Source organism: Brevundimonas sp. MEB006b (genome assembly GCF_030209705.1).
Lineage (GTDB): Bacteria > Pseudomonadota > Alphaproteobacteria > Caulobacterales > Caulobacteraceae > Brevundimonas.
This window is the reverse complement of sequence record NZ_JARVRL010000001.1, coordinates 59,559-79,838: the sequence shown is the minus strand read 5'-3', so window position 1 is coordinate 79,838 and position 20,280 is coordinate 59,559. Positions and strand designations below refer to the sequence as shown.

The window sequence follows — 20,280 nt, the reverse complement described above, 5'->3', positions numbered from 1 at the left end:
GATAAGGTTCGACGGCTCATAAAGCGCTTTCAATTCGGGGCGACTAATCAGCACAACCCTGACGTATCCATACCATCACTCAAAAAGAAAGGGCCCCGCGAGGGGCCCTTTCTGTATCCGTTTTTCGACAGACCTTAGTTCCGGTTGCCGCCCATGAAGGCCAGCAGGAATTGGAACAGGTTCACAAAGTTGATGAACAGGCTCAGAGCGCCGAAGCCGGTCGCCACGCCCATCGCGTTCTGGTCTCCGCCCAAGGCGTAATAGGTCATCTTCAGACGCTGGGTGTCGTAGGCGATCAGACCCGAGAAGATCAGCACGCCCAGGCCCGAGATGATCAGATAGAAGGTCCCGGACTGCAGGAACATGTTCACGATCGAGGCGATGATCAGGCCGATCACGCCCATGATCAGGAAGGTGCCCATGCCGGTCAGGTCCTTCTTGGTCGTATAGCCCACCAGGCTCAAACCGCCGAAGGCCGCCGCCGTCACCAGGAAGGTGGTGGCCAGCGAACCGCCCGTATAGCGCAGGAACAGGATGCCCAGACCCGCGCCGATCGTGGCGACCACGGCCCAATAGAGCATGTTCACGCCCTTGGCGGTCGGGTTCTTCATGAAGAACATCGAGCCGAACAGCATCACCAGCGGCGAAAACTGCACGATCATGCCCAGGATGGTCAGGCCGATCCGGCCGTCCGCCGTCTGGACGAACAGCAGCTGCTGCACCGCCGGCACATTGCCGGTGACATAGGCCAGGGCGCCGGCGACCACGAGGCCCAGAGCCAGTTTGTTGTAGACGCCCAGCATGAAGCTGCGCAGGCCGGCGTCGACCGACATGTCGGCCGTCTGCGGCAGAGGACGGGCGTAACCGTTGTTGAAATCGCTCATGGCGACGAACTTTCTCCGATTGGCCGGAGAGGCTTCTCCGGTCACAGGCTTTGAATATCGTGAGCCGAGGCCCGCGCTGCAAGGAAAACCGGACTTGGAGGCTTGTGTTCCGGCCGCTACTTTCGGTCGCATGCTTCGTCTGTTCACAGCCCTGACCCTGCCGCCCGACGTCGCAGAGACGCTTAAACGACGGCAATCGGGCCTGCCCGGCGCACGGTGGCGGCCGCTGGACGCCCTGCACGTCACGCTCGCCTTCTATGGCGAGATCGATGAACGCCGCGCCGACGATTTGGCGTCGGAGCTGACGCGCGTGACGGGCGGCCCGTTCGAGATCGCGCTGAAGGGCGTCGGCTGTTTCGGCGACGACCACCGCAGCCATACGCTGTGGGCCGGGGTCGAAACGCCCAATGAGCGCCTGTCGGTTCTCGCCGGCCGCTGTAAGGCCGCCGGAGAACGCGCCGGGATCGGCATGGAGGCGCGCACCTACAAACCGCATGTGACCCTGGCCTATCTGAAAACCCAGACCAATCCCGACCGGCTCGGCGCCTGGGTGTCGGGGCACAATCTGCTGCATTCGCCGCCGATCCGCATCGACCGCTTCGGCCTTTATTCCAGCGTCCTGACCGACAGCGGCAGCTATTACGAACTGGAGCGGGAGTATCTGCTGTGACCACTGCCGCATACACCGTTCCGCCCCATGTGACATTGGGGCCGACGCTGGAGACGGAACGACTGATCCTGCGTCCGCCGGCGGTTGAGGACTTTCCGCGCTGGGCTGAGTTCATGGCCGATCCCGAGACCGCCCGCTTCATCGGCGGGGCCCAGCCCGCACCCCAGGTCTGGCGCCTGATCTGCACCGTCGCGGGCATGTGGGCCCTGACCGGAGAGGGGATGTTCTCCATCCTGGAAAAGGAGACCGGCCAGTGGATCGGCCGTATCGGGCCGCTGCACCCCTATGGCTGGCCCGGCCGCGAGGTGGGCTGGAGCCTGCATCGCGACGCCACCGGCAAGGGCTATGCCGTCGAAGCGGCCGCAGCCACGATGGACTACGCCTTCGAGGTGCTGGGCTGGGACGACGTGATCCATTGCATCGCGCCCGAGAACCTGCCCTCGGCGGCGGTCGCGACACGGCTGGGATCGCGCAATCGCGGGCCGGGCGCCCTGCCCGAACCGCTCCAGGACATCGCCATCGATCTGTGGGGCCAGACCCGCGACGAATGGGCGATCAATCGGACGCGCCTGAAGCGCTGATCACAACCGAACGCGTCGGCGCGTCGTATCCCTTCCAAACCGAACGAGGATACGCCCATGTTTCGCGCCAGCCTGATCGCCGCCTCCGCCGCCCTCGCCTTCCTGCCCGCCATGGCATTCGCCCAGGCGTCGAACGTCGATCTGAACCGCTTCGACGGCCGCTGGTTCGAGATCGAGCGCAATCACAACACTGTCCAGAAGGACTGCAGCCGCGCTCAGATCGACTTCACCCCGCGCGACGCCGCCGACCGCTACGCCATCGCCGTGACCTGCACCCGCCGCGCCGATGGCAAGGTCGAGACGCTGCGCGCCAACGCCCGCGTCACCGACACCACGACCAATGCGAAATTCCGGTTCAGCCTGACCGGCCTGCTCAGCTTCGGCGGCCTGGCGGGTCAGAACTACTGGGTCTACGACCATGCCCCGGACTACAGCTGGGCCATCATGGGTCTGCCGGACAAATCGAACTGGTGGATCTGGCACCGCAACCAGAATGCCTCGCAGGCTGAGCGCGACCGCATTCTGAGCCGCGTCCGCGCCTTGGGCTTCAGCACCGGCCGCCTGGTCCACACCGGCCTCTAAGGCACCGCTTGCGATAGGAACGTAGGAGGAACATAAGCTGTCGGCATGTCCGCCGTCGCCCATCTCGAACTCGTCTTCAGCCGTCCCGAGACCACCCTTTCGGTCACGCGCGGTGCGGCGCGGCTGATGATGGACATGGGGTATGCGCCGCTTCTGGAAGTCTGCCTGCCCAACGGTCGCCGCGCCGATGTCATGGCGATCGGGCGCAAGGGCGACATCGTCATCTGCGAGGTGAAGTCGGGCGTCGAGGACTATCGCGTCGATCGCAAATGGCACGAATACGGACCGTTCTGCGACGCCTTCTTCTTCGCCGTCGCGCCCGAGTTTCCGCAGGACATCCTGCCCGACGAACCGGGCCTGATCGTCGCAGACGGTTTCGGCGGGGCGGTCGTGCGAGACGCGCCGGTGATCGGCTTGGCGCCCGCCCGCCGCAAGGCGCTGACGCTGGCCTTCGCCCGGTTGGGCGCGATGCGGACTTTGCGGGACTAAAGTCGGCGGAAGACGGCGGTTGCGAAACCCTCGGCGGCCAGACGCGCCTCGACCTCAGCCAAAGGCTCGATCACCACGCCCTTGCCGCCTGTCGCGTGAATGATGCGTTCGCCATCCAGCATCAGCGCCGAATGGCCGGTCCAGTCCTGATCGTCGTTCGGCGCCAGCCAGACGACGATATCGCCGCGCTTAAGGTCCGACGAAAACACCGCTCGACCCATGTGGGCCTGCGCGTCCGACCGGCGGGGACCGGGCAGGCCGCATGCCAGAAGGGCCTGCTGCACCAGGCCGGAACAGTCGGTGGAGATCGAAGACCGCGCGCCCAACTCATGCGGACGGCCGAGCAGCCGCTCGGCCACCGCGACCAGATCCGTCTCGAACGCGCCGATCGGCTTCAGATCAGCCTCGGCCACATCCTTCGTCTCGACCACCAGAGCGTTCAGCGGCAGGGCCGCATCCACGGCGGCGATCCAGTGCGTCGCCAACGGCGCGCCGGCCGACAGACTGTCCAATACGACCCAGCCGACGACGCCGTCGCGGCGCGCCCGGCCCCAGACCCGGCCGTTCGCCCGATCCAGAACGTCGAAGATCTCGCCATGCAGCAGCTGGTCGATCCGACCGTCGGCGTCCGACAGGATGTCGGCCACGGCGACACGACAATGCATGGCCTCGGTCGCCCGATAGGCGTCTGCGCGCACCAGCCCTTCCAGCGCCTGTTCGGCGAGGTCAGGGCGAACGAGGCGGTCGCCGGGCGGAAGAAGGTCGAGGACGTCGGTCAACGTGAACTCGCATTGCTGAACCCACAGCCTTATCCCCCGATGGCTTAGGGGCCGTTAACGCGAGACGCTTTTGCGAAAGAAAATCAACAGAACCGCGTTCTGAGATATTGGAAGCAGGCTCTCAGCGCCTGGGCCTCGCCGCCTTCTGGATAGCCGGGACGGGCGCGGGGGTTCCAGGCGAAGATATCCATGTGCGCCCAGGCCCCCGTGGTCGGAGCGAACTTCTGCAGGAACAGGGCGGCCGTCACCGATCCGGCCTGGGCCCAGCCGGCCGGGTCGTTCCGGAGATCCGCGATCTCGGCGTCCAGCGCGCCGCGATAGCCGGGCCACAGTGGCATCCGCCACAGGGGATCGCGCACCTGACCCGCCGCAGCAAGCAGCCCCCCAGCCAGGGCTTCGTCGTCTGTATAAAGCGGCGGCAGTTCCGGTCCCAGGGCGATCCGCGCGGCGCCGGTCAGGGTGGCGAAGTCCAGCGTCAGGTCGGGTTGGTGCTCGGCCGCCCGTGTCAGAGCGTCGGCCAGGATCAACCGACCTTCGGCGTCGGTGTTGCCGATCTCGATGGTCAGACCCTTGCGGCTGTGCAGGATGTCGCCGGGCCGGAAGGCGTCGGCCGACACGGCGTTCTCGACCGCCGCGACGATGACCACCAACCGCACGGGCAGGTCCGCCTGCATCACCAGCCGCCCCAGCGCCAGGGCATGGGCCGATCCGCCCATATCCTTCTTCATATTGCGCATGCCGGCGGCGGGCTTCAGGTCCAGACCGCCGGTGTCGAACACCACCCCCTTGCCGACCAGGGCGACCAGCGGCAGGTCGGTCCGGTCCAGCTTCCAGCCGATCTCGATCAGGCGCGGCGCCCGGTGCGGGGCGGCGGCGCGCCCCACCGCGTGGACGGCCGGATAGTTGTCTTCCAGCAGGGCGTCGCCGGTGGTGACGGTGATCTCGGCGCCGGCGCTCTCTGCGATCTCGCGGGCGATGGTTTCGATCTGCAACGGCCCCATGTCGGCGGCGGGCGTATCGACCATTTCTTGCGCCAGGGCGCAGGCGGCGGCGATGCGCGAGACCTCTGTGACATCCACCCCGTCCGACGCGACCAGACGCACTGGCGTCCGGTCCGGCCGGGCCTTGTAGCGGTCGAAGACATAGGCCCCTAGCAGGAAGGCCAGGGTCGCCAGTTCCGCGTCCTGGGCGGCGACCTCAAGCCGATACAGGCCGCCCGGGAGCCGCGCCGACAGTCCCCGCACGCTCATCGGGTCAAAGGTCGCGCCCGCGCCGACGACCACCTGGCCGATCTCACCGTCCGCGTCCGGCACGACCAACAGCTGGCCCGGCTTGCCTTCGAACCCGTGCAGGGCGCCCCAGCGGCGGGCCGGATCGTTCAGCACGCCGCCCGCCTGAACGAAGCGGATCGGGATGGCGCCGTCGCCGTCTTGGGCGGCAACCAACAGGGGATGCGAGACGGACATGAGGCCCTCGAAACGAAGTTAACCATCGGTTGACGCGAACCGGCGATTCTAGGGCGAGACCTCTAGGACCGTCTGGACCTGACCCATGTCGCGCATGCCCGCCCTTCTCGCAACCGTCGCCCTGATCGCCCTGTCCGGCACGCCGACGCTGGCGGCTGATCCGACGGCGGCGACCGCGGCCCAGGCTCGCGCGCCGTCGTCGGCTTCGGTGCGGGCCACCTATGACCGGATGGACGCCCTGTCGCGCTCGGTCTTCTGGGCCTCGGAGCAGCAGGCCGATCCGACCGACGCCGTGGCGGGCGTGAAACTGGCCCAGGCCCTGCGTGAGCTGGGTCGATACGATCAGGCGGCCGAGGCCGCCCAGGCGACATTGACGGTCCAGCCCAACAATCTGGACGCCCTGCTGGAACTGGGCCGCGCCCACATCGCGCGCGGCCAGGCCTTTTATGGCGTCGCGCCGCTGGAGCAGGCGCGCGACCTGGCGCCGCGCGATTGGCGCCCCTACTCCCTTCTGGGCGTGGCCTATGAGCAGGTGCGTCGCACCGACGACGCCCGCGCCGCCTGGAACCAGGCCCTGGCCCTGTCGCCCGACAACCCCGACGTCCTGACTAACGCCGCCACGGCCGCCCTGACGCATGGCGATGCGCCGGGCGCCGAGACCCTGCTGCGCCGCGCCGTGGCCCAGCCGACCGCCTCGGCCAAGGTGCGCCAGAACCTGGCCATGGTGCTGGGCCTTCAGGGCAAGATGGGCGAGGCCGAACAGATCCTGCGCCGCGAACTGCCGCCCGAACAGGCCGAGCAGAACCTGCAATGGCTGCGTTCGCGCAGCACGGGCGGCGCGGCGACGTCCGGCGGCGGCGCGGCAAGTCCGTCGCCCGCGACCGACACCGCCCGCACGTGGAATTCGCTGCAAGGCGGCTGATCCGCCCGTTGCGGTCTGATCGCCCGCATGGTGGATGAGGCCATGACCGCCCTCCCCGCGTCCCGCGCCTATCGGGCCTTCCTGTTCGACATGGACGGCACCCTGATCACATCGACCCTAGCCGCCGAGCGCGTCTGGACCCGCTGGGCCGAGCGCCACGGGCTGGATGCCGCTGCCTTCATCCCTACGATCCACGGCGTGCGCGCGATCGACACCATTCGTCGCCAGAACCTGCCCGATATCGACCTGGAGGCCGAGGTCGCCTGGGTCGAGCGCGGCGAGATCGAGGACGTGGACGGCGTCGCCCCTATTCCCGGCGCCGTCGACTTCGTCAAACGCCTGCCGCCCGACCGCTGGGCCGTGGTCACGTCCGCCTCGGTCCCCCTGGCGCGCGCCCGGCTGAAGGCCGCAGGCGTCACGCCGCCCGCCGTCATGGTCACCGCCGAGGACGTCGAACGCGGCAAGCCCGACCCCGCAGGCTATCTGAAGGCCGCCGCGACCCTGGGCTTCGACATCGCCGACTGCCTGGTGTTCGAGGACGCCGAGGCCGGCATCGAGGCGGGCGAGGCGGCCGGCGCCGACGTGCTGGTCGTCACCGCTGCCTGGACCCATCGGCTGGAGACAGATCATCCCACTCTGGGGGACTATGCGGATGCGAGTTTGGAGGTCCGATCCGACGGGCGTCTCGTCCTGACGCTGTAATCCTCGCATCAGGCTGCGCTTCACGGGGGAGGATTGAGCGCCTATCTTCGCCCCATGATCGACGACCTCTACAGCGCCCGCATCCTGTCGCTGGCGGCGAACCTGCCGCATGCGGGGCGTCTGCCAACGCCTCAGGGCACCGGGGAACGGGTGGCGAAACTGTGCGGGTCGCGCGCGACGGTAGATGTGACGCTGGACGACGAAGGCCGCATCGCCGACTTCGCCCAGGACGTCAAAGCCTGCGCCCTCGGCCAGGCCGCCGCCGGGGTGCTGGGTCATTCTGTGATCGGCGCGTCGGTCGATGATCTCGAGGACGCCCGCGACGCCATGGCCGCCATGCTGAAATCCGGCGGCGACGGACCCGTCGGTCGGTTCGAGGATTTGCGTCTGCTGAAACAGGTCGCCGACTACCCTGCCCGCCACGCCTCGACCCTCGTCTCCATCGAAGCGACCCTGGAGGCGGTAAACAATGCCCTCGCCGCCCGAACTCGTCTCGCCGGCGCGGCCTGACGGGCGACGACCGGTTGATCCCCCTGCGATGACAGGGGATAAGCGCGGCGAACCTCTCAAGCCCCCGGCGAAGGGACATATGTCTCTCTATGAACGCGGCGTGCGCGCGGCCCATCGGGGCTACAAGCTGACGCTGTCTCCCCTGATCGGCCAGCAGTGCCGGTTCCTGCCGACGTGTTCGGATTACGGGCGCGACGCCCTGATCCAGCACGGCCCGGTAAAGGGGGGGTGGCTCACCGTGCGCAGGCTCTGTAAATGCCATCCCTTCGGCGGGTCGGGATACGACCCGGTTCCGCCAGTAAAGACGAAGCCATGATCGACTTGAAATTCCCCGATGGCGCGGTGCGCCAATACCCGGCCGGTTCGACGGCGCGCGACGTCGCGACCTCGATCTCGCCTTCGCTGGCCAAGAAGGCCGTGCTGGCCGAACTGAATGGCGAGCAACGCGACATGGGCCGGGTGCTGGAGACGGGCGGCGACTTTCGCCTGATCATGCGCGACGACCCCGCCGCCCTCTATACGATCCGCCACGACACGGCCCACGTCCTGGCCGAGGCGGTACAAACCCTGTTCCCCGGCACCCAGGTCACGATCGGCCCGGCGATCGAGGACGGCTTCTACTATGACTTCTACCGCGAAGAGCCCTTCTCGACCGATGACTTCGCCGCCATCGAAAAAGAGATGGGCCGGATCGTGGATCGCGACGCCAAGTTCGAACGCGAGGTCTGGGAGCGGGATGACGCCATCCAATTCTTCGAGGCGCGCGGCGAGAAGTTCAAGGCCGAGCTGATCCGCGACCTGCCGGGGACCGAGACCATCACCCTGTACAAACAGGGCGACTGGATCGACCTGTGCCGGGGCCCGCACTTCCCCTCGACGCGTCACGTCGGCAAGGCGTTCAAACTGACCAAGCTGGCCGGCGCCTATTGGCGGGGCGATTCCAAGCGCGAGCAGTTGCAACGCATCTACGGCACCGCCTGGGCCACCAAGGAGGATCTGGACGCCCATCTGCAGCGTCTGGAAGAGGCCGAGAAGCGCGACCACCGCAAGGTCGGCAAGGCGATGGAGCTCTTCCATATGCAGGAAGAAGGCCGGGGCATGGTCTTCTGGCACCCTAAGGGCTGGGTCCTGTGGCGCGTTCTGGAAGCCTATATGCGCCGCCGCCTGGACGCCGCCGGATACGTCGAGGTCAAGACGCCCCAGGTGCTGGACCGCAAGTTCTGGGAACAGAGCGGCCACTGGGACAAGTATCGCCCCAATATGTTCGTCTGCGAGACGGTTGAGGGCGAGGAACTGAGCCTGAAGCCGATGAACTGCCCGGGTCACGTTCAGATCTTCGACCAGGGCCAGCGGTCTTACCGAGAACTGCCGCTGCGCATGGCCGAGTTCGGCGCCTGCCATCGCTATGAGCCGTCCGGATCGCTGCACGGCCTGATGCGGGTGCGCGGCTTCACCCAGGACGACGCCCATATCTTCTGCCGCGAGGACCAGATCGTCGAGGAGACGGCCGAGTTCATCAAACTGGCCCGCAGCGTCCATGCCGACCTCGGCATGGAGACCGCCTACATCAGCCTGGGCACCCGCCCCGAAAACCGCGCCGGCACGGACGAATTCTGGGACAAGGCCGAGACCCTGATGGCCGAGGCCGCCCGTGCTGCTGGGACCGAGCCGGTCGTCACCGAGGGCGACGGCGCCTTCTACGCGCCCAAGCTGGATTTCATCGTCAAGGACGCCATCGGCCGCGAGTGGACCTGCGGCACGATCCAGCTGGACTACGTCCTGCCCGAACGCCTGAACGCCACCTACATCGCCGAGGACGGCCAGAAGCACCGCCCGGTCATGTTGCACCGCGCGATCCTGGGCTCGTTCGAGCGCTTCATCGGCATCATGATCGAGAACTACGCCGGCGCCTTCCCGCTGTGGCTGGCCCCGACCCAGGCTGTGGTGGCGACCATCACGTCTGACGCCGACGACTACGCCCGCGACGTCATGGCCAAGTTCAAGGCCGCCGGCTTGCGCACCGAGATCGACCTGCGCAACGAAAAGGTCGGCTACAAGGTGCGTGAACACTCGGTCGGCAAGGTCCCGGTCATCGCCGTGGTTGGCAGGAAGGAAGCGGAAGACGGCATGGTCGCCATCCGCCGCCTGGGCTCTCAGGCCCAGACCTTGGTCACGGTCGAGGAGGCCATCCGCATCTTGACCGACGAAGCGACCCCGCCGGATCTGAAGCGCGCGGGCTGATCCGCTGCGCGCGCGAATTCGCGCATAGGAACACTAATGGGATGGATTGCTTGTGATGCGGCGCGCGCCTGCGCTCCATCACAGATGCGAGACCTCACCATGGCCGACAAGACCCTGGACACCCTGTTCCACGACACGCTCAAAGACATCTATTACGCTGAGCGCAAAATCCTGAAATCCCTGCCCAAGATGGCCCGTGCGGCTCAGTCGCCAGAGCTGAAGGCCGCCTTCGAAAAGCACAAAGGTCAGACCGAAGGCCAGATTGAACGCCTGCAACAGGTCTTTGAGCTGATCGGCAAGCCCGCGCGTGGCAAGACCTGCGACGCCATTGAGGGCATCCTGGCCGAAGGCGACGAGATCATGGAGGAATATAAGGACACTGCAGCTTTGGACGCCGGCCTGCTGGCCGCCGCCCAGGCGGTCGAACATTATGAGATCACCCGCTACGGCACACTGAAACGCTGGGCTCTGGTTTTGGGTTTGAAGGACGCCGCCGCCCTTCTGGACGAGACGCTTCAGGAGGAAGCCCAGACAGACGAAGACCTCACCGGCATCGCCGACGCGGCTGTCAATACGGACGCCATGAAGACGGCCGCCTGATACAGGGATGGGAGGCTGCTGACGACCGCTTCCTGCCTTTCCGCTCATTCCGCGCTATGTCCGACGCCGGACACTTCACGCATAAAGCTTAGCGTTCATAGTCTCTTAGTCGGATTTGGGCGACGATGCGTCATCGAACCCCGAGATCCGACGATGACGAACCACACGCCAGGCCAAGATCGCTCATTGCTGCAGCATCTGATCGCCAACGGTCATATGCGGTATCTGATCATCGCCAGTTGGGCGGTCGCCTTGTTCACCGTCACCGGTTTGGCGACTGCAGTGTTGTGGTTTGCAGCGGCGACCGCGTCGGGCCTGCTGCGGACTTTCGCCGAACGTGTGCTGGTGTTGCGGGATGAGGGGCTTCACGGCCGGATCAAGCTGACGGCCGCCACCATTTCCTGCATCGCCTGGTCAGCAGCGCCTCTGCTCGCCTTCCTCTACGGCGGCGCCTATGGCGTGCCGCTGGGCGTGGCTCTTCTGATGGCCGGCTATGTGCTGGTCTTCACCCAGATGCGCGCCGCCCCCCGCGAGGCCCTGATCGCATCAGCGCCCTATTCGGTGGTCGTGGTGCTGCTGTTCGCGAAATTGTGGGGCACACCGGGCTTTTGGGTGGTCGTCAGCATGATCCCGGTCCTGGCGCTGGCCTTGTTGATTAAGGTGGCCATCACCCAGATGAAGGACAGCGACCTGGAAGCCGTCAACCGCCGGCAGGCCGAACTGATCGCCGAATTGGAAACCGCCCGCGACACGGCCAACGCCGCCAGCGCCGCCAAGTCCAACTTCCTGGGCGTCATCTCTCATGAGCTTCGCACGCCGATGAACGGGGTTCTGGGGGCTGCGCAACTGTTGCAGATGTCCGAGCTCAGCGATCGTCAGAAGGAGTTCGTCGGGGTCATCCGCGACTCCGGCGAAGGGCTTATGGTGCTGCTGAACGACATCCTCGACATCACCAAGATCGAGTCCGGCAAGATGGAACTGGACTTCGTCGATGTCGAAGCCGAGACCCTCGCCGCCCGCCTGACGGGCCCATTCAAGGCCCAGGCCGAAGCGCGCGGACTGACCTTCACGACCGACATACGCGGCGAGCTGCCGCCGCTTCTCAGAATGGACCCGCTGCGCCTGGCGCAGGTGACGCATAACTTGCTGGCCAACGCCATCAAGTTCACGCCCCAGGGCGAGGTTCGCCTGATTATCGACAGCGAGCCGGCAGGCGAGGGTCGCACGACCTTGCGGCTGGGTGTGGTCGATTCCGGCATCGGCATCGCCGCCGACGATCTGACGCGCCTGTTCCAACCCTTCTCTCAGGTGGACGGGTCGTCCACCCGCAAGTTCGGCGGCACCGGCCTGGGCCTCAGCATCTGTCAGCGTCTGGCCGCCCTGATGGACGGCGAGATCACGGTGACGTCGATCCCCGGCCAGGGATCGACCTTCACCCTCCACGCGACGTTCGACGCGCCTGCGATGCAGCCTGTCCGCGCCGCCGCCTGATCAGTCGCGCAGCAGTTCGTTGACGCCGGTCTTGGCCCGCGTCTGCGCGTCCACACGCTTGACGATGACGGCGCAGTACAACGACGGCCCGCCATTCGGATCCGGCAGCGAACCCGGCACGACCACCGAATAGGCCGGCACCTCGCCCCGGAAGACTTCGCCTGTCGCCCGGTCCAAGATCTTGGTCGAGGCCGACAGATAGACGCCCATGGCCAGGACCGCGCCTTCACGCACGATCACGCCCTCGGCCACCTCGGCGCGGGCGCCGATGAAACAGCCGTCCTCGATGATGGTCGGATTGGCCTGCAGCGGCTCCAGCACGCCGCCGATGCCCGCGCCGCCTGACAGGTGCACATTCTTGCCGATCTGGGCGCAGGAGCCGACCGTGGCCCAGGCATCAATCATCGAGCCCTCATCGACGAAGGCGCCGATGTTCACGAACGACGGCATCAGCACCACGTTCTTGGCGATATGCGCGCCGTGACGGACGATGGCGCCGGGCACCGAGCGAAAGCCGGCCGACTGATAATCCGATGCGGTCCAGTCGCCGAACTTATTGGGCACCTTGTCCCAGAAGGGACCAACGGCGACGCGATGATCCACCGACAGCGGCATGACGGATGGCGCGCCCGCCCGCATGATCTGGTTGTCGTTCAGGCGGAAGGACAGCAGCACCGCCTTCTTCAGCCACTGATGCGTGGTCCAGACGCCATCCGCGCCACGCGAGGCGACGCGCGCCTGCCCGGAATCCAGCAGGGCCAAGGCGGTTTCAACGGCGTCGCGCACCTCGCCATGCGTGGCGGCGGACACCTCGGCGCGCTGTTCCCAGGCGGCCTCGACGACGGATTCGAGATGCGACAGATCGGTCATGCGGCGTCCTTGAAGCTCAGATCGGAAAGGAAGTCGAAAAGGTCCGGGGCCACATGGTCGATATGCGGCCCGATCGGCTTGCCATGGCCGTCGCCGATCAGGATCGTCGACATGCCCAGCGCCTTGGCCGGCTCCAGGTTCTTGGGCGTGTCCTCGAAGAAGGCGGATCGGTGCGGATCGATGCCGAACTGCTCCAGCATCCGGCGGAAGGTCGCGGGATTGGGCTTGGGCGTCAGATCCCCATCCTCGATGGCGAAAACGCCTTCGAAACAGTCAGCGACGCCGATCCGGTCCAGCACACGGTGGGCGTAGTCACGCGCGCCGTTGGTGAAGACATAGCAACGGCCGGGCAGCGCCTTCAGCCGCTCGGCCAGACGCGGATTGGGCTCGACCCCATCCAGTGGCACGTCGTGCACCTCGCGCAGGAACCGTTCGGTATCGACTGCATAGTTGGCCATCAGCCCCGCCAGGGTTGTGCCGTGCTCGTCCAAGAACTGACGCTGCATCGCGGCCGCGGCCTCGGGCTCCAGCCCGACGGCCTCAACCACGAAGGCGTTGATGCGCGCCTGGACCAGCCGCATCAGACCCTGCTCGCGCGGATACAGGGTGTCGTCCATGTCGAACACCCAGGCGCGCACATGCGACAGGTCGCTCAAGACGCCTTCACCAGGGTGCCGGCGCCGAACTCGGTGAACAACTCGACCAGCATGGCGTGCGGCCGACGCCCGTCCAGAATGACTACGGCTTCGACGCCCGCGCGAACGGCCGCCATGGCTGTCTCGAGCTTGGGAATCATGCCGCCGGTGGCCACGCCGATGTCGATCAGGTTTTGCGCCTCGTCCAGCGTCATCTGACGGATGATGTCACCATCCGCGCCCTTGACTCCCGGTACGTCGGTCAGCAGCAGCATCCGCTTGGCGTTCAGCGACCCCGCGACCGCGCCCGCCACCGTGTCGGCGTTGACGTTGTAGGTCTGGCCGTCTTCGGCCACGCCGATCGGGGCGATGACCGGCACCCAGTCTTCGGTCTCCGACGCGATCAAGCCCGCGATCAGTTTGGGATCCACCTTCGTCGGCTCGCCGACATAGCCCAGGTCGACCTCGTGCTCGATCATGCTGTCGGGATCGCGCTTCGTCCGACGCGTCTTCTCGACGGTCAGCAAACCGGCGTCCTTGCCCGACAGACCGACGCCGCGCACGTCCGCCTCCTTGCCGGCCATGGTGATCCAGTGGGCGATCTCCTTATTGACCGCGCCCGACAACACCATCTCGGCGACCTCCATCGTCGCCGGATCGGTGACCCGCAGCCCGTCGACGAAGCTGGATTTCACCCCCGCCTTGTCCAGCATGGCGCTGATCTGCGGCCCGCCGCCATGCACCACCACCGGGTTCACGCCCATTAGCTTCAGCAGCACCACATCGGCCGCAAACTGACGCGCCACGGCGCTCTCGCCCATGGCGTGACCGCCGTATTTGATGACCACAGTCTCGCGGTCATACACCTGAATATACGGCAAGGCCTCGGCGAGCGTCTTCGCCGTCTCCCAGCTGCGTTCCTCGGACTGGCGTTCTGTTTCGTTCATCACGCGCGCGAGATAGCGGGGGATGGACGGAGAGTCACGTCTGAACGTGGACTTCATCTTGTCTCTAGGCACGGATCAACGCGCGCATTATTCCCCCATTTTCGATTATGGGACCGACGACTTGGGACGCATTTGTATCGACGGTTTCAACATCGCCCTGCCGCGAGGCACAGGCATAGCTACCTACGGCCGAAATCTGGCGGAGGCGGTCGATCAGATAGACCATAAAGTGCAGATAATGTTCGGCCCGTCGGCTCCACGATCATCCGACAACATCGCGAACGAAGCCGCTCTGCTTAATCGCGAAACTTCTACGGCAAGATTGCGCCGGAAAGAGCGCATCTTGCGTGATTTCAAGCTCTGGTGGAGCCGTTGGGGCATGACCGTTGAACCAATCACACCTTCAAACGAAGTTATCTGGCCGAACGCTTTGCCGGCAGAGGGTTATTGGGCGGCTCAAAATCTTTTTAAGACCGCGCAACGCCGCTTCAAGTCTGAAAGACAGTTTACGAAGGTCCGGTTCAGCAGAGAGGAATTCTTAAAATCGCCCGACGTCATGCACTGGACGACACCGATGCCGCTGGTCGCGGCGTCGATCCCAAACATCTACACCATCCACGACCTGATCCCCGTTCGACTTCCTCACACCACCTTGCACGACCGGGATGCCTTCCTGTCGCTCCACAGGGCTGCGGTCCGAAAGGCCGATCATATCGCCGTCATATCAGAAACGACACGACAGGACGTCGTGCGCATTCTGGGTGTGCCGGAAGATCGAGTGACCAACACCTATCAAGCGATCGCGCAACCCGAGACCGGCGACGAGGTCAGGGTACGAGCGGAGAGACAGATCGAAAGTACTTTTGCGCTTGAGTGGAAGCGGTATTTTCTTCACTTCGGTGCCGTCGAACCCAAAAAAAATCTTGGGCGGCTGGTTGAAGCCTATCTCGCCTCCGGCGTGCAGACGCCACTTGTGGTGGTAGGAGGGCCAGGCTGGCTTGGCGATGATGAATTGGTTTTACTTAATCAGTTCCGTCGGCAGTCCGCTCAAAAGGACCGTATCCAGTTCCTCGAATATGTGTCGCGCCCTATGCTCATGGCTTTGATACGCGGGGCAAAAGCGACTTTGTTTCCATCCCTCTATGAAGGCTTCGGCTTGCCGGTTTTGGAGTCAATGGCCGTCTCTACGGCAGTTCTCACATCTTCGAATGGCAGCTTGAGGGAAGTCGCCGGCGAGGCTGCAGTCCTTGTGGAGCCAAATGACATCGCCGCCATCGCCGCAGGTATCCTTGCTTTGGACTCCGACGGAGATCTTCGCTCGGCGCTTGAAGATGCCGGACTGTCGCAAGCAACTCGCTTCTCTCCCGGCGCTTATCAGAACCGCTTGCGAGACATGTACGCCAAAGTCGGCGTTACGGATTGACACTGTGCACAAAGTTTCGGCCCGACAAAGTGTGCCGATTCTCCACCAATCGCTTCCGGCTTGCATCCGCACCCACGTCCAATAGAGTGAGTGGGTATACAGAGCTCGAGAGCGTCCGATGTTCGACAACTTCCCAGGCGTGAGAAATCCCAGCCTTCAAGGCTTTGTCGAGGACGCCGACCAAGGCGGCGCCACCGGCTACGGTCCTACAGGCGACGGAATATCCGCCTTCGCGCCTTGCGGGTGCTGCGGCCGCATCGTATCGGCCAGCCTCGGTGGTGATCAGCACTTGGCTGCCATTGTCGGGCCCGATGATCGGGGAGGCTTTAACCCCAACGGGAAGCCATCTCTGCTGACCACGGATGCGGGCGCACAGATTACCCGAGGAAACTTGTCCTGGCTTGCCGGCCAACCTCTCGGCACCGCCGCCTCGGTCTCCTTCGCTTTCCGTTCGACTGGCCCGACGACTATGCCGGACGACACTGCTGGGTTTACGCAGTTCACCGCAGCCCAAATATCAGCGACGCTTCTGGCGCTTCGCTCCTGGTCGGATGTGGCAAACATTACGTTCCTACGTGTGGACGATGGCACTGGGTATTCAAACAACGCCATAATACTTTTCGGCAACTACTCCAGCGGCTCTGCTGGCGCGGCGGCTTTCGCCTATCTGCCGGGAAACGCGAACGTCACCTCAAGCTCCGGCGACGTCTGGATCAACTCCTCATTATCCTACAACGCTTCGCCCGTTTTGCTGGGTTACGGACAGCAGGTTCTAACGCATGAAATCGGACACGCGCTAGGACTTCGACATCCCGCCGACTACAATGCAAGTGAGGGCGTTTCGATAACATACGCCCAGCATGCAGTATACTTTGAAGACTCTCGTCAGTATACGCTGATGAGCTATTTTTCTGAATCCAACACAGGCGCATCTTTTGCCGGGTCTTATGCTTCCGCCCCGTTGCTCGACGACATAGCGGCCATTCAGCGCCTATACGGGGCGAATATGAGCACCCGAACGGGTGACACGGTATACGGCTTCAACTCCAATGCGGGTGCGCCTTGGTATGCGCCAGGAACCAACAACCGCATGATCTTCGCGGTATGGGATGCGGGCGGGACGGACACGCTGGACTTCTCCGGCTACACCGTCACACAGACTATAGATTTGCGCCAAGGCGGGTTTTCAAGCGTAGGCGGCTTGACTGGTAACGTCTCTATCGCTTTGGGCGCCGTGATTGAAAACGCGATCGGCGGGACCGGGGCGGACAGAATCTACGGGAATTCCGCTAGCAACACCATTACCGGCAACGGCGGCGACGATACCATAGACGGCGGCCTGGGCACAGATACGGTCGTGTTCGCTGGAGCGCGCGCGAACTACACCATCAGTTGGAACGGACAAACCGGAACGATCATCGGGAACGGCTTCACCACGACCGTAACCAACGTGGAGTTTCTTAGATTTGCGGATCAGACGGTCGCGGCGCAGCCGACAGGCGGCCTAATCGTGGTCGGCGACGCGACAAACGACACGATCAATGGCACCGACTTCGCCGACAGCCTGGGCGGCGCCGGCGGCAACGACACCTTGAATGGCCTGGGAGGGAGCGATTATCTCAGCGGCGGCTCCGGTAACGATGTTCTGAACGGCGGAGAGGGAGATGACACCCTGGTCGGAGGACAGGGCGACGACACCCTCAACGGCGGGGCGGGATGGGACACGGCCGATTACGCCGTGGCTGGCGGTGGTGTGATCGTGAATCTGTCGATCGGAACCGCCACGGGGGCGGCCGGATCGGACACTCTCAGAGAGATCGAACAGGTCAACGGCTCGGCCTTCAACGACACGCTGATTGGCGACGCCAACGCCAACATCCTGCGCGGCAACGGCGGTTCGGATACGCTGCGTGGAGGCGGCGGCAACGACACCCTCGTCGCCGGCGCAGGCGTCACGGACGGCGCGCCCGACGTCGTGAAGGCTAGAGACGTCGTAAACAGCACGATAGCCACAGCCGTTTCGCTGGATAACAGCTTCGATCTGGTGGACAGGGCGGGCGTTTCCAACCAGTTGATCCCGCACGCCACCGTGGTAGCAACTTCGTCGGGTCAGTACGAATATTACGCCTTCACCGTGACGGCGGGCCAGTCCGTGACATTTGACATCGACGGTGCCAGCTTCGACTCCGTCATCCGCATCTTTGACGCCAACGGCGTCGAAATGATTCAGAACGACGACGGCGACCTGAAGGACGGCGCCTCGACCGATTCAGATATCACCTACAACTTCTTGTCCAGCGGCACTTATTACGTTCAGGTGGGCCAATGGAGCAGTCAGGGCTCGGGCGTCAGCTTCGCCAGCACGCCGCCGCCAGCCGGCGGGACTTACACCCTCCATGTGTCCGTGCCGGGCCATAGCGTGGTGGCGTCCAGCGTGATCGGCTCGTTGCTTTACGGGGAGGACGGCGACGATACGCTGATTGGCGGGAACGGCAACGATCGCTTCGACGGTGGCGCTGGGTTCGACACAGTTGTCTACAATGATGTGTCGGGCGATCTCACCATCTCGACCGTTAACGGCGTAACAACTGTGTCCGGCGCCGGGCATGGTACGGATACTTTGATCAACGTCGAGCGTATTCAGTTTTCCGATCGCGTAGTCTTCCTGCAGGCCGACGGAATAAACGGGACGGAGGCGGCTGATACGCTTTCTGGAACGTCCGGAAACGACATCATTCGCGGCCTCGGCGGCGACGACTTCATCATCGGAAGCCCGGGATCGGACGTTATCGACGGCGGTGCGGGTGTTGATACCCTGGTTCTGTCAGGCCAGGCGACCGATTACTATTTCCAGCAAACCGCTTCGGGGTGGTCGGTTTACCAAGGTCCCAACGACGTTGACACGCTTTCAAGCATCGAGATGATCCGGTTCGGGTCGGGCACGGCCATTTCGATCGAGACGGCCGCAGCGCGCAGTTTCGACGTCTATCGGTACGTCGCCAGCAACACCGACTTGATCTCCTATTATGGCTCGCGTCCGGCAGACGCCTACCGCCATTACGAGGCACATGGCCGAACCGAAGGACGTTCGCTTTCGACCTTCAATGGCCTGACCTACGTCGCGGGCAACGTCGACCTCATCAACTACATCGGCGTAAACCAAGGGCTGGCCGCTCGTCACTTTGTCGAGCATGGCTTCGCCGAGGGTCGCTCCACGACCAACTTTAACGCGATCGAGTATCTGGCCAGCAATGTCGATCTGGCGCGCTGGCTCGGCGCCGCCTCCAATGCCGCGACCACGCACTATATTCAGCATGGCTATGGCGAAGGCCGATCGACAGCGTCCTTTGACGCGCTCCGATACGCCGCCAGCAATATCGATTTAGCCCGCTGGCTTGGAGCTGACGCCAATGCGGCGGCGCTTCACTTCGTCCAACACGGTCTTTCGGAGGGCCGATCCACCCAGAGCTTCGACGGCCTGCAATATCTGGCGAGCAATCTTGATCTCGCGCGTTGGCTTGGCGCCGACAGCGCCGCCGCAACCCTTCATTATCTGCAGAACGGCGTGTTCGAAGGTCGGGCCACCCAAAGCTTCAACGCGATGCAATATCTGGCCGTCAACGTCGATCTGGCGAATTGGCTGGGAGCCGATACGCGCGGCGCCCTGACCCATTACATCCAACACGGCAACTACGAAGGTCGCGCCACGTCAGGCTTTGATTCCGTGGCGTACCTGCTGTCCTATGTTGATCTGGGCGGCCTGACGCCGGATCAGGCCTTGTCTCACTGGGTAAGCACGGGCGTGCGGCAGTCCCGTGTTGGCGACAGTTATTTTGGCCGCGAGCAATCCTCGCATGTCCTCCTTCAAGGGCAGGCGTCGGGCCGGATAGACCAGAACGGCGATCGGGATTGGTATCAGGTCGATGTCGCGGCGGGGCAAACCGTCACCATCGACGTTCGGGGCGCTGGCAGCGGTGCCGGCACACTGTCTGACGGCTTAGTCGCCATTTACGATGCTCTTGGCCGGTATGTGGCGTTTGATAACGATTCCGGGCCCGGCGCAGACGGACGAGTGTCGTTCACATCCTACGGCGGCATATATTACATCGTGGTTGGCGGCAACGGCGCCGCCATTGGCAGTTACGTTGTGAATCTGTCGACTGGATCCAGCGCCAGCGCCAGCGCCTCGGAAATCCCTGCGGTCAAGTTCGATGGTGAACCCCTGGTGCTGCCTCACCTGCAAGCCGGGGACGGGGAACATTGGAGTCCCGACACCCCCTTGATTGGAGAGCCGCAAACCGTTCCGCATCTTTGGGATTTTGCGTCTGACTCCAAAGCTCAGGGGCCGGTCATATGCCTCAATGATATGGAGGCCGACCTCCACCTTCCGGCCCACAATCTCCACCTTCGGGTCCAAGATCATGAGGCCCTGCTCATGATGTATGACCATATTCTCTGACAGGAGCGCCCCGGACGCGGTCTCGAAAA

The 20,280-nt window shown here is 64.3% G+C and carries 19 protein-coding genes; 13 read left to right on the top strand and 6 right to left on the bottom strand.

The genetic code is table 11. The features are described from left to right. Positions 1-134: 134 nt before the first annotated feature. Positions 135-884: a Bax inhibitor-1/YccA family protein gene (locus tag QRN13_RS00340; RefSeq protein ID WP_055754260.1), complete on the bottom strand. Its 750-nt coding sequence runs from the start codon at positions 882-884 to the stop codon at positions 135-137. Between the two features lie 130 nt (positions 885-1,014). Between QRN13_RS00340 and thpR the strand changes: the two genes are divergently transcribed. From thpR to mmcB, 4 genes are read left to right on the top strand one after another with little or no spacing between them, the layout of a single operon-like run. After that, positions 1,015-1,554: an RNA 2',3'-cyclic phosphodiesterase gene (gene thpR, locus QRN13_RS00335; RefSeq protein WP_284876391.1), complete on the top strand. Its 540-nt coding sequence runs from the start codon at positions 1,015-1,017 to the stop codon at positions 1,552-1,554. Then, entirely contained in the window at positions 1,551-2,135 is a 585-nt protein-coding gene (locus tag QRN13_RS00330; protein ID WP_284876390.1) for a GNAT family N-acetyltransferase, read from the top strand. The genes thpR and QRN13_RS00330 overlap by 4 nt, the downstream gene beginning before the upstream one ends. A gap of 57 nt (positions 2,136-2,192) precedes the next feature. After that, positions 2,193-2,717: a lipocalin family protein gene (locus QRN13_RS00325; RefSeq protein WP_284876389.1), complete on the top strand. Its 525-nt coding sequence runs from the start codon at positions 2,193-2,195 to the stop codon at positions 2,715-2,717. Positions 2,718-2,762: 45 nt separating this feature from the next. Then, the gene (mmcB, locus tag QRN13_RS00320) at positions 2,763-3,206 is read left to right on the top strand and encodes a DNA repair putative endonuclease MmcB (RefSeq protein WP_055754257.1); all 444 of its coding nucleotides are present in this window, start codon (positions 2,763-2,765) and stop codon (positions 3,204-3,206) included. Here mmcB and QRN13_RS00315 read toward each other — a convergent pair. Both QRN13_RS00315 and QRN13_RS00310 read right to left on the bottom strand, forming a co-directional pair. Next, positions 3,203-3,985, bottom strand: a complete 783-nt coding sequence (locus tag QRN13_RS00315) for a C40 family peptidase (protein ID WP_284876388.1) — start codon at positions 3,983-3,985, stop codon at positions 3,203-3,205. The genes mmcB and QRN13_RS00315 overlap by 4 nt on opposite strands. A gap of 83 nt (positions 3,986-4,068) precedes the next feature. After that, positions 4,069-5,451 (bottom strand): leucyl aminopeptidase family protein, encoded by a 1,383-nt coding sequence (locus QRN13_RS00310; RefSeq protein ID WP_284876387.1) that lies wholly within the window; start codon positions 5,449-5,451, stop codon positions 4,069-4,071. Between the two features lie 85 nt (positions 5,452-5,536). On the opposite strand from QRN13_RS00310, the gene QRN13_RS00305 reads away from it, so the two are divergent. The 7 genes from QRN13_RS00305 (at position 5,537) to QRN13_RS00275 (ending at position 11,917) form a co-directional block, all read left to right on the top strand. Next, positions 5,537-6,373 (top strand): tetratricopeptide repeat protein, encoded by an 837-nt coding sequence (locus QRN13_RS00305; RefSeq protein ID WP_284876386.1) that lies wholly within the window; start codon positions 5,537-5,539, stop codon positions 6,371-6,373. A gap of 42 nt (positions 6,374-6,415) precedes the next feature. After that, entirely contained in the window at positions 6,416-7,075 is a 660-nt protein-coding gene (locus QRN13_RS00300) for an HAD-IA family hydrolase (RefSeq protein ID WP_284876385.1), read from the top strand. A gap of 54 nt (positions 7,076-7,129) precedes the next feature. Next, a complete protein-coding gene (locus QRN13_RS00295; protein WP_284876583.1) occupies positions 7,130-7,585 on the top strand; it encodes an iron-sulfur cluster assembly scaffold protein in 456 nt (151 codons plus the stop codon). A gap of 79 nt (positions 7,586-7,664) precedes the next feature. Further along, complete coding sequence (gene yidD, locus QRN13_RS00290; RefSeq protein WP_082503497.1) at positions 7,665-7,901, top strand: membrane protein insertion efficiency factor YidD; 237 nt, start codon at positions 7,665-7,667, stop codon at positions 7,899-7,901. Then, the gene (gene thrS / locus QRN13_RS00285) at positions 7,898-9,826 is read left to right on the top strand and encodes a threonine--tRNA ligase (RefSeq protein ID WP_153924503.1); all 1,929 of its coding nucleotides are present in this window, start codon (positions 7,898-7,900) and stop codon (positions 9,824-9,826) included. The genes yidD and thrS overlap by 4 nt, the downstream gene beginning before the upstream one ends. Positions 9,827-9,925: 99 nt before the next feature. After that, a complete protein-coding gene (locus QRN13_RS00280) occupies positions 9,926-10,426 on the top strand; it encodes a YciE/YciF ferroxidase family protein (RefSeq protein ID WP_199059360.1) in 501 nt (166 codons plus the stop codon). Between the two features lie 186 nt (positions 10,427-10,612). Next, positions 10,613-11,917: a sensor histidine kinase gene (locus QRN13_RS00275; RefSeq protein ID WP_284876384.1), complete on the top strand. Its 1,305-nt coding sequence runs from the start codon at positions 10,613-10,615 to the stop codon at positions 11,915-11,917. On the opposite strand, the gene dapD is transcribed toward QRN13_RS00275, so the two are convergent. From dapD to argB, 3 genes are read right to left on the bottom strand one after another with little or no spacing between them, the layout of a single operon-like run. Next, entirely contained in the window at positions 11,918-12,787 is an 870-nt protein-coding gene (gene dapD / locus QRN13_RS00270) for a 2,3,4,5-tetrahydropyridine-2,6-dicarboxylate N-succinyltransferase (RefSeq protein WP_284876383.1), read from the bottom strand. It abuts the gene before it with no gap. Beyond that, entirely contained in the window at positions 12,784-13,443 is a 660-nt protein-coding gene (locus QRN13_RS00265) for a pyrimidine 5'-nucleotidase (protein ID WP_284876382.1), read from the bottom strand. Before QRN13_RS00265 ends, dapD begins: the two co-directional genes overlap by 4 nt. Next, a complete protein-coding gene (gene argB / locus QRN13_RS00260) occupies positions 13,440-14,369 on the bottom strand; it encodes an acetylglutamate kinase (RefSeq protein WP_284876381.1) in 930 nt (309 codons plus the stop codon). The genes QRN13_RS00265 and argB overlap by 4 nt, the downstream gene beginning before the upstream one ends. 46 nt (positions 14,370-14,415) lie before the next feature. Between argB and QRN13_RS00255 the strand changes: the two genes are divergently transcribed. Beyond that, positions 14,416-15,792, top strand: a complete 1,377-nt coding sequence (locus QRN13_RS00255; protein ID WP_284876380.1) for a glycosyltransferase family 4 protein — start codon at positions 14,416-14,418, stop codon at positions 15,790-15,792. 118 nt (positions 15,793-15,910) lie between these two features. Beyond that, positions 15,911-20,251 (top strand): M57 family metalloprotease, encoded by a 4,341-nt coding sequence (locus tag QRN13_RS00250; protein ID WP_284876379.1) that lies wholly within the window; start codon positions 15,911-15,913, stop codon positions 20,249-20,251. Positions 20,252-20,280: the final 29 nt, after the last annotated feature.

Coding starts and splice junctions, on each gene's coding strand:
- QRN13_RS00340 (WP_055754260.1), bottom strand. CDS start 884: ATGAGCGATTTCAACAACGGTTACGCCCGTCCTCTGCCGCAGACGGCC.
- thpR (WP_284876391.1), top strand. CDS start 1,015: ATGCTTCGTCTGTTCACAGCCCTGACCCTGCCGCCCGACGTCGCAGAG.
- QRN13_RS00325 (WP_284876389.1), top strand. CDS start 2,193: ATGTTTCGCGCCAGCCTGATCGCCGCCTCCGCCGCCCTCGCCTTCCTG.
- mmcB (WP_055754257.1), top strand. CDS start 2,763: ATGTCCGCCGTCGCCCATCTCGAACTCGTCTTCAGCCGTCCCGAGACC.
- QRN13_RS00310 (WP_284876387.1), bottom strand. CDS start 5,451: ATGTCCGTCTCGCATCCCCTGTTGGTTGCCGCCCAAGACGGCGACGGC.
- QRN13_RS00305 (WP_284876386.1), top strand. CDS start 5,537: ATGTCGCGCATGCCCGCCCTTCTCGCAACCGTCGCCCTGATCGCCCTG.
- QRN13_RS00300 (WP_284876385.1), top strand. CDS start 6,416: ATGACCGCCCTCCCCGCGTCCCGCGCCTATCGGGCCTTCCTGTTCGAC.
- QRN13_RS00295 (WP_284876583.1), top strand. CDS start 7,130: ATGATCGACGACCTCTACAGCGCCCGCATCCTGTCGCTGGCGGCGAAC.
- yidD (WP_082503497.1), top strand. CDS start 7,665: ATGTCTCTCTATGAACGCGGCGTGCGCGCGGCCCATCGGGGCTACAAG.
- thrS (WP_153924503.1), top strand. CDS start 7,898: ATGATCGACTTGAAATTCCCCGATGGCGCGGTGCGCCAATACCCGGCC.
- QRN13_RS00280 (WP_199059360.1), top strand. CDS start 9,926: ATGGCCGACAAGACCCTGGACACCCTGTTCCACGACACGCTCAAAGAC.
- dapD (WP_284876383.1), bottom strand. CDS start 12,787: ATGACCGATCTGTCGCATCTCGAATCCGTCGTCGAGGCCGCCTGGGAA.
- argB (WP_284876381.1), bottom strand. CDS start 14,369: ATGAACGAAACAGAACGCCAGTCCGAGGAACGCAGCTGGGAGACGGCG.
- QRN13_RS00250 (WP_284876379.1), top strand. CDS start 15,911: ATGTTCGACAACTTCCCAGGCGTGAGAAATCCCAGCCTTCAAGGCTTT.